Annotated in this window: 5 protein-coding genes; 2 read left to right on the top strand and 3 right to left on the bottom strand. The window is 60.9% G+C overall.

Going from position 1 to position 8,452, the window contains the following annotated elements; translation table 11 throughout:
* Nucleotides 1-45 precede the first annotated feature (45 nt).
* Nucleotides 46-1,839 (bottom strand): alpha-L-fucosidase, encoded by a 1,794-nt coding sequence (locus ABIZ35_RS15830; protein ID WP_348220889.1) that lies wholly within the window; start codon nucleotides 1,837-1,839, stop codon nucleotides 46-48.
* 33 nt (nucleotides 1,840-1,872) lie between these two features.
* Nucleotides 1,873-3,693: an alpha-L-fucosidase gene (locus ABIZ35_RS15825; RefSeq protein WP_348220888.1), complete on the bottom strand. Its 1,821-nt coding sequence runs from the start codon at nucleotides 3,691-3,693 to the stop codon at nucleotides 1,873-1,875.
* A 289-nt stretch (nucleotides 3,694-3,982) separates the two neighbouring features.
* Here ABIZ35_RS15825 and ABIZ35_RS15820 point away from each other — a divergent pair, with 289 nt between their 5' ends.
* The gene (locus ABIZ35_RS15820) at nucleotides 3,983-5,065 is read left to right on the top strand and encodes a DNA methyltransferase (RefSeq protein ID WP_348220887.1); all 1,083 of its coding nucleotides are present in this window, start codon (nucleotides 3,983-3,985) and stop codon (nucleotides 5,063-5,065) included.
* Nucleotides 5,066-5,328: 263 nt separating this feature from the next.
* Here the strand turns inward: ABIZ35_RS15820 and ABIZ35_RS15815 are convergent, their stop codons facing one another.
* Nucleotides 5,329-7,377 (bottom strand): NPCBM/NEW2 domain-containing protein, encoded by a 2,049-nt coding sequence (locus ABIZ35_RS15815; RefSeq protein ID WP_348220886.1) that lies wholly within the window; start codon nucleotides 7,375-7,377, stop codon nucleotides 5,329-5,331.
* 123 nt (nucleotides 7,378-7,500) lie between these two features.
* On the opposite strand from ABIZ35_RS15815, the gene ABIZ35_RS15810 reads away from it, so the two are divergent.
* Nucleotides 7,501-8,340, top strand: a complete 840-nt coding sequence (locus ABIZ35_RS15810) for a helix-turn-helix domain-containing protein (RefSeq protein WP_348220885.1) — start codon at nucleotides 7,501-7,503, stop codon at nucleotides 8,338-8,340.
* Nucleotides 8,341-8,452 lie beyond the last annotated feature (112 nt).

The raw sequence follows: 8,452 nt of genomic DNA, 5'->3' as shown, positions 1-8,452 counted from the left end.
CCTTCCCTGCTTCAAGGGAGGGGTGGCGCGAAGCGCCGGGGTGGGTCAGCGGACCAGCGTCACGCGCCGCAGGTTCATCACAGCGCCGTTCGGCATACTCTTGGGAATGATCTTGATCGTGTGCGCTCCCGGCGTCAGCGTGAGTGTTCCGGTGAGCGCCAGCGTTTGGTAATCTTCCCACGACCCCGTCTTGACGATTGTCCCGGTAATGCCGGTGTCGGCGCCGTCGACCTGAAGCGTCACGATGCTGTCCGCGCTGCCCGGATCGACTGCGTAGTCGATTTTGGCGGTGTAGACGCCGTCGGCTCCGGCGGGCACGGTGACCTTCCATTCGGCGCCGGCGCTCAGGCTGGTCCAGTATCCCAGGTTGGCGTTGGCGCCATTATCATCGCCGTGCTCGACCTGGATGTTGTTCCCGACCACGGTTGAATCCGAGGCGTTCAGCGCATACGTTCCGTCCGTCTGCGGCGCGATCAAAACTTCGGCCTCGGTGACCACGGGAGCGCCGGTCAGGTCTAATGCAATTACCGTGGAGATCGAATCGATGGCGCTGGGCTTGGAGATGGAGAGCGTCCCATCCGCGGCTTTGGTCACGGTCAGTTTCTGACCGGTGGCGAGCGCTTTGGCGCCTTTGACTTTTGTCTGGAGCCCCGCAAGCCTCAGGCCATTTTCGGGCCAAGTGAAGACATTCAAATAGATCGTGTTGCCCTTGACCGTGGCGCGGCCATTGAACGGCAGGCGCTGGTAGGGGCTGGGCGTGGTGGCGTAGATGCTCTGACCGTTCGTCTTGAGCCAGGCGCCCATCTCCTTCAGACGATCCACCTCGGGGGAGGGGATGACGCCATGGGCGTCGGGACCGACGTTCAGAAGATAGTTGCCGCCCTTGCTGGCGATGTCGATCAGATTGCGCAGCAGCAGCTCCATGGGCTTGAAGTTCGTATCGTTGGTCTTGAAGCCCCAGGTGTCGTTGATCGTCATGCACGTTTCCCAGTCCTTGCCGGGAAAGCCCTTGGGGGGAATGTGCTGCTCGGGCGTTTCCGTGTCGCCAGCGACGCCTCCGCCCATGCGGTTGTTGTAGATCAGTTCGGGGTCCGACGAGAAGGCGGAGGTCAGCGCGCGCGCTTGATCCGGCGTCAGATCGCTCGGGATGTCCCACCAGATGACCGCCGGATGGTAGCGCGTCACGAGTTCTTTCACCTGCGGCGCGCTGACGTTCTTGATATACTCGTCGTAGCTGCCCTTCTGCGCCGGGTCCCAGGCCGGCCCCGCCGTTCCGCCGCCGGGGTGATGCCAATCTAAATTCTGCGAATAGTAGACGCCGAACTTGATGCCGGCTTTCTTACACGCGGCGGCCATTTCGCCGATGGGATCGCGCTTGAAGTTGGTCTGCGCGTTGATGTTGAAGTCATCCACCTTGGTCGGGTACATCGCGAAGCCTTCGTGGTGCTTGGCGGTCATCACGATATATTTCATGCCGGCGGTTTTGGCGTAGCTGACCCACTCGGTGGCGTTGAACTGTTCAGGATCGAATTGCTTGGCGTAGTCCGCATAGTAGCCTACGGGGATTTTGTCGTCACGCATGATCCACTCGCCCAAACCGCCGGTGTTCTGGCCCTTGTAAACGCCGGCGGGCACGGCGTACAGTCCCCAGTGGATGAACATTCCAAAGCGCGCTTCGCGCCACCATTTCATTCGGGCGTCACGCTGGGCTTTGGTCTCATTCGCATGCGGATCGACGGACGCGGAAGCGGCGCCGGTCTGGGCCGCGGCGGGTTTGCCGGGCAGAGCGGCGGCGAGCAGGCCGGCGGCGATCAAGAGTGTGAGTGCTTTTGGTGTCATGGTCTTTCCTCGAAAATTGTGGGCGTGAAGGCGTTATGGCGTCCCGGGCCATACCATCGTCAGGCCGGCGTCGATCGACTGTTCGCCGGTTCCCTGGTGACAATGGATCGCGAGAACGTTCTCGCCGGTTTTGATGGCGGCGGCGGCTTCGGCGCTCACGTCGTACTCATCGTACGTTCGTGTATAGCTGTCGAGTTTCGCCGCGAGCACGCCATTGATATAGGCTTCGCCTTCGTCGTCATGGACGGAGGTCAAAAGTGGCGACTTCATGCTGTTGTTGGAAACGGTGAAGCTGCGTCGAATCCAGATGTCGCCGGGCGTCTCGGTCCACGGTGTGTTGACACCAGGAACGCCTTGGCCGAACGGCGCAGGGGCGGATTTCCATGCCGCATCGTCGAAGTCGGCGTCCGCCCAGTTCTTGGACGGCTGGACGGTGGTGTACTTCCAGGTCTGCGGCGCCTTTTCCGAGGTCGGAACCAAGATGGTGCGCGGCGGCTCGGGGACGAGCGCCACGGGACCGGCAAGCTGGAGAGCGACAACGGTGGAGACTGGATCGATGACGCTGGGTTTGGAGATCATCAGAGTCCCGTCGGCGTCCTTCATTACGCTCAGCTTCTGTCCCGTGGCGAGCGCCTTGGCGCCTTTGACGTCCGTCAGGAGCCCTGCAAGCCTCAGGCCATTTTCGGGCCAAGTGAAGACGTTGAGATAGACCGTGTTCCCCTTGACCGTGGCGCGCCCTTCGAACGGCAGGCGCTTGAACGGGTCGGGCGTAGTCGCGTAGATGCTGTCGCCATTGCGCTTCAGCCATGCGCCGACCGCCTGGATACGCTCGACTTCGGGGGCAGGGATCACGCCATGAGAATCCGGACCGACATTGAGCAAATAATTGCCGCCCTTAGAAGCGATGTCGATCAAGTTGCGCGTCAGCTCTTCGACCGACTTGAAGTTCGTGTCGTTTGTCTTGAAGCCCCAGGTCTCGTTGATCGTCATGCACGTTTCCCAGTCCTTGCCGGGAAAGCCGTTGCGCGGGATCGTCTGCTCTGGGGTCTCCGTGTCTCCGGGAACGCCGCCGCCCAATCGGTTATTGAAGATCAGCTCTGGGTCCTTGGGGAACGACGCCGTAAGCGCCCGCACTTGATCCGGCGTGAACGGGCCATTAATGTCCCACCAGAGCACTGCGGGATGGTAACGCGTGATCAGCTCTTCGACTTGGGGCGCGCTGACTTTGCGCACGTAGGCGTCGAAGTCACCGGCCTGCGCGGGGTCCCACGAGTCGCCCGCCGTGCCGCCGCCGGGATGATGCCAGTCCAAGTTCTGCGAGTAGTACACGCCGAACTTAATCCCCGCCTTTTTGCACGCAGCGGCCATTTCGCCGATGGGATCGCGTTTGAAGTTGGTCTGCGCGTTGATGTTGAAGTCGTCGACCTTGGTCGGGTACATCGCGAAGCCTTCGTGGTGCTTGGCGGTCATCACGATGTACTTCATGCCGGCGGCTTTCGCGTAACTGACCCACTTCGCCGCATCGAACTGCTCGGGATCGAACTGCTTGGCGTAGTCGGCATAATATCCCACGGGAACCTTGGCGTCATGCATCATCCACTCGCCAAGGCCGTCGATCTTTTTATCTTTGTAGACGCCGGCGGGGACGGCGTAGAGTCCCCAGTGGATGAACATGCCGAAACGGGCTTCGCGCCACCACTTCATGCGCGCGTCGCGCTGACCTTTGGTTTCATTGGCGTGTGGGTCCACCGACGCACTGCTTGCGGCGCCGCCCTGCGCTTTGGCGACGGTTCCGGATAGTGCGATAGTGAGCAGGCCCGCAGCGGCCAGCAGAGCGATCGGCGTTCTTAACATGAGGTGTCTCCCGGGTTTCGTAGTATCTCGAAGCGTCCCGTATCTTATTTGAGATTATAAGGCGCCCGGCCCATTCTGGATATGCACGAAGGCGTCAATTCTATGTATGATCCGTCCTACCCTGAGGATAATACAGTGAAAATCGCATATCCAAAGGTCTCTATTCTCCCGTATTTGTCTCAGGGGATTCGGTCGTCGGAGCGCTCCCTTGGAAATCCATTGGATCTATGCGACTGTCCGCGAATCGAACTCGGGTACAATAGGTAGAATCCGCTCGGTCATTCGCACTATGTCCAATCATCCACCCGTCAACCAAGTTCTCCTCGGCGACTGCATCGAAATGATGAACTCGCTTCCCGAGAAATGCGCCGATCTCATCTTCGCCGATCCGCCGTATAACATGCAGCTCAGCAATGCTTTGTGGCGCCCGAACATGACGAAGGTGGACGCCGTGGACGATCATTGGGACAAGTTCGCCTCCTTTGAAGCGTACGATAAATTCACGCGCGAATGGCTCATCGCCGCCCGCCGCGTGCTCTCCGACACCGGGACGCTCTGGGTGATCGGCAGCTATCACAATATCTACCGTGTCGGCGCGATTTTGATGGACCTGGGGTTTTGGACTCTGAACGACGTCGTATGGGTGAAGAAGAACCCGATGCCGCAGATGAAGGGCGTGCGTTTCTGCAACGCCCACGAGACCCTGCTTTGGGTGAAGAAGTCCCAAACGCAGACGAAATATACGTTCCACTATCGTGAATTTAAAGCCGGCAACGAAGACAAGCAGATGCGCTCGGACTGGCATTTCCCGATCTGCGGCCGCGGCGAGCGGCTCTTAGTCAACGGCGTCAAAGCACACACCACACAAAAGCCCGAGTCCCTGCTGCACCGTGTGATCGCGAGCACGACTAATCCCGGCGATATTGTGCTCGATCCCTTCTGCGGCACCGGCACCACCGCCGCCGTCGCCAAGCGTCTCGGCCGGCGCTACATCACGATCGACCGCGAGGAAGCCTACGTTCACCTCGCGAAAGAGCGCTTAGAATCCGTCATTCCCACGCTCGAAGAGCCCCGCGCCGAAGTCTTCGTGGACGCGCCCAAACCCCGGATCCCCTTCGTCAGTCTCGTCGAAAGCGGTCTCCTCGCGGTCGGCTCCCGCCTGCGCTTCGGCAACACCGACATCTACGCCAGCGTCCACGCCGACGGCGCCATCTCCGCCGGCGGCTACTGCGGCTCGATCCATAAAGTGGGGGCTTTGCTGCTGGGGCTGCCGAACTCCAATGGCTGGAAGCTGTGGCACTTCACGGACCCGGAGACGGGCGAAGAGAAGCTGATCGACGCGCTGCGGCCGGCGGCGGTGGTGAAGAAGTAGGATCCCCATCCCCTCAACTCGCTAGGGCTCGTTTGTCCCCTTTCCCGGCTAAAGGCCCTTCGGTCGGGAAAGGGGATGCTGATAACTTGGGACGACATAGATCTTGTCGTGTGGCTGAAAGAAAATTGGCTCGTCACTGTGATAAAGTGACGAGCCAATTTTTATTTGTCTTCGTAGTCTGCAAATAACTCGTGCGGCTTGAGTTACGAACGCCCCCTTTCCCGCCCGAAGGGCCTTTAGCCGGGAAAGGGGGAGGCCGAAGTTTACTTCGGCGGGGGGATGGGGCGACCAACCTTCAGCAGCACGCATCCGTGCGCCGGAACTTCCACGCTGTAGCTGTCACCGAACGATCCCAGGTCCTTGTGCAGCCACAAGTCGCGCACGGGCTGCTTGCCCTTGACGCCGATGTCTGACCATTTGACCGTGATCGTCTCGTTGTCGTCGCTGCCGTTGACGAGGCCCACGGCGTGCGTTCCGTCGAAGAGGGGGCGCGCCCAGACATCCTTGTCATCGGCCGTGGTGATGCGGGCGGCGGGTTTGCCCAGCGGATCTTGATTGATGTCGAGCGCTTCGTCGTTGGACAGCAGCGCCAAGGTGAATGGGTCGAGGCGGGTCATGTCGCAGCCGATCAAGAGCGGCGAGGACAGAAGACACCACATCGACATGTGCAGGATCTGCTCGTTGGGCTTGAGGTGGGTCGGGTGGGTGTTGCCAAAGCCGACGATGCCGACCATCAGCATGTCCGGGTCGTTCCAGTGGCCCGGGCCGGCGTTGACTTCATGGCCCGCTTGGTGGGTGTAGATGTCGTGCAGGCTTCCCCAGTTATCCTGAATGTCGCCGGTGGTGCGCCAGGCATTGCCGCCGACCTCCGCGCCCCATGTCCAGACATCCCCCATGCCGTACTGGCAGAGCGAGAAGACGATATCGCGGTTTTCCTTCGCCAGAGCCGCGCTCATCACGTTGTAGGGCTTTTTCAGAGCCGGCAGCGAGTGGTCGCCCTTGACGACGGCCTCATAGGAGCACCAGTCGTACTTGAGGTAGTCGACACCCCAGGCGGCGTAAGAATCGGCGTCCTGCTGCTCGTGATCGAGGCTCGCGATGAAGCCGCCACAGGTCCAGCCTCCTGGCGACGAATAGATCCCGAAGCGCAGGCCCAGGCCATGGATATAGTCGCCGAGCGCTTTCATGTCCGGGAACTTGGCGTTGGTCTGGATCTTGCCGTCGGCGCCGCGATCCCCTTCCCAGGCGTCGTCGATGTTGATATAGCCGTAGCCATGGCCGGCGAGGCCGCTCTGGATCAGTTGCTCGGCGGACGCCTTGACTTTTTCCTCGGTGACGCTTGTTCCCCAGACATTCCAGGAGTTCCACCCCATCGGCGGGGTCCGCGCCACCATTTTCTCTCCCACGACGATCGACAGCGGGCGGCTGGCAGAGCCCTTCGCGCCGCGCACGGTGAGCGTGACGTTCGTGGTCCCAGCCGTCGCGACGGCGCCCTTGATGATGCCCGTATTGGGGTCGAGCGTGAGGCCGGCGGGCAGGTTCTTGGCGCTGAACGTCAGCGGGCCATCGCCGGTGGCGGGAATGCGAAACAGAAACGGATGGCCGGGCGATACGCCGGTGATGCGCGGACCATGGATCGCTGGCTTGGGATCAGGCGCCGGCGTCACAAGACGCGGCGGGCTGACGGGGAGCACTAACGCCTCCAGTTTGGACGCCGCGCCGTTGGCCATCGTCACTTCCGCGCCTGCCCAGTCGGCATGGTCGTATGTATTGCCGTCGCCGCCGTCGCCCACCTTCAGGGTCAGCGACTGCGCTTTGGTGAGATCGACTGAAATCAGCTGCGGCGCATCGCCGACGTGCATAACGGGCGTTTGGGCCACGGTCTTGCCGTCTACGATGACCTGGAATGTGATCGAACCTTCGCGGCCCTTCGCCTCATCGTCCAGGCCAACGACCGCGCTGAAACGCGTGGCGTCGCCGTGAAGCTGCACGCGAAACAAGCTGGCGGCGTGTGTTCCTATGCCATGCGGAAAGACGGTTCCGCTCAGTGTCAGCGGGTTATTGTCAATGGACTTGCCAGCGTGTGGTTCGCCATAGCCCAGCTGCATCTGGCTCAGGTCCAGCGTTTCCAGCCAGATCGCGTTTGCCGGCGGTGTCGCGGCGGCCAATTCGGCAGCCGTCTGCGCATGGGAGCAGGAGATTGAGGCGAGCAGGACCGGCAGGGCGATCGCGACGCGAATTGCGTTATTTTGCCGTTGTGCTCGGCGCCGCCGCGGCTGGATCTGTGATGATGGCGTATTTGGAATGGTCATGGAGTGTCTGGCCTTCTTCGGGTTAAGTCATTTGTCTTTCCTCATTAATATAGAGAATTTTTGTCGTTTCGTCCATGTGTTTCCCGGCTGAAAACTTGCGAATCTCTGCTATGATGAAAAATAATGAGAGAAGAACGCAAAAAACATCCCAACGATTTTGTGCACACGCATTCGCCGGTCGTGGAGCGTCTGCATGTCGGGCGCGCCTGGTATCCGCCGGAGTTCCGGGTTTGGAGGGAGCATGGGACGAACGACTGGCTGCTGTTGGTCGCGTTTGCGGGCATTGGCCGATTTGACACGACGAGCGGTTCCGTGATGATCGAAGCGCACGACTTAGTACTCGTGCGTCCTGGCGTCCCGCATGATTACACCACGGAAGAAGGGGACAAGGACTGGGACCAGTTCTGGATTCACTTCCATCCACGCCTGGAATGGCTGCCCTGGATGGCGTGGCCGGAAGCTGTTCCGGGCATATTGAAACTGCATCTCGACGAGCCGATTGTGCGTGAAAAGATCGTGGGATATCTGCTGGAGACCCAGCGCTTGGCGAGCGGCGGCCTGCGCCAGCGCGACGCCTTCGCCATGAACGCCTTGGAATCGGCGCTGCTCTGGTGCGACACGCAGAACGCACAGGCAGGCCGAGCGCGCCTGGACGGCCGCGTGCTCGCCGTGATGGATTTCATCTCCCAGCGTCTCGCGCAGCCCATTCGCCCCGAGGATCTCGCACGGGTGGGCGGCCTTTCAGCGTCCCGCATGGCGCATCTATTCCGCGCCCAAATCGGCGTGCCCCCCGCACGATTTCTCGACCAGCAGCGCCTGGCCTACGCGAAAGGCGCGCTCGGCCGCAACGGTCAGCCAGTCGCCGTCCTCGCGACCGAGCTAGGGATGGACCCGCCGTACTTCTCACACTGGTTCAAACGCCATACTGGGGTAAGCCCAAGGGATTATCGGGGGCGGGAATAGGTCTCTCGTAGGGAACAGGTCCCTACGCCGTCGGCGCTAATGTATTTTGCCGAATTATCTGCGTAATGCACCTATGAAGAAGCTGGCGAATGAATTCGCGGCTAAAAGTACG

This window comes from Capsulimonas sp. (genome assembly GCF_039929585.1).
GTDB lineage: Bacteria > Armatimonadota > Armatimonadia > Armatimonadales > Capsulimonadaceae > Capsulimonas.
Note: the sequence above shows the minus strand (reverse complement) of the source record. Positions and strands in the feature narration are given on the sequence as shown.

Coding starts and splice junctions, on each gene's coding strand:
- ABIZ35_RS15830 (WP_348220889.1), bottom strand. CDS start 1,839: ATGACACCAAAAGCACTCACACTCTTGATCGCCGCCGGCCTGCTCGCC.
- ABIZ35_RS15825 (WP_348220888.1), bottom strand. CDS start 3,693: ATGTTAAGAACGCCGATCGCTCTGCTGGCCGCTGCGGGCCTGCTCACT.
- ABIZ35_RS15820 (WP_348220887.1), top strand. CDS start 3,983: ATGTCCAATCATCCACCCGTCAACCAAGTTCTCCTCGGCGACTGCATC.
- ABIZ35_RS15815 (WP_348220886.1), bottom strand. CDS start 7,377: ATGACCATTCCAAATACGCCATCATCACAGATCCAGCCGCGGCGGCGC.
- ABIZ35_RS15810 (WP_348220885.1), top strand. CDS start 7,501: ATGAGAGAAGAACGCAAAAAACATCCCAACGATTTTGTGCACACGCAT.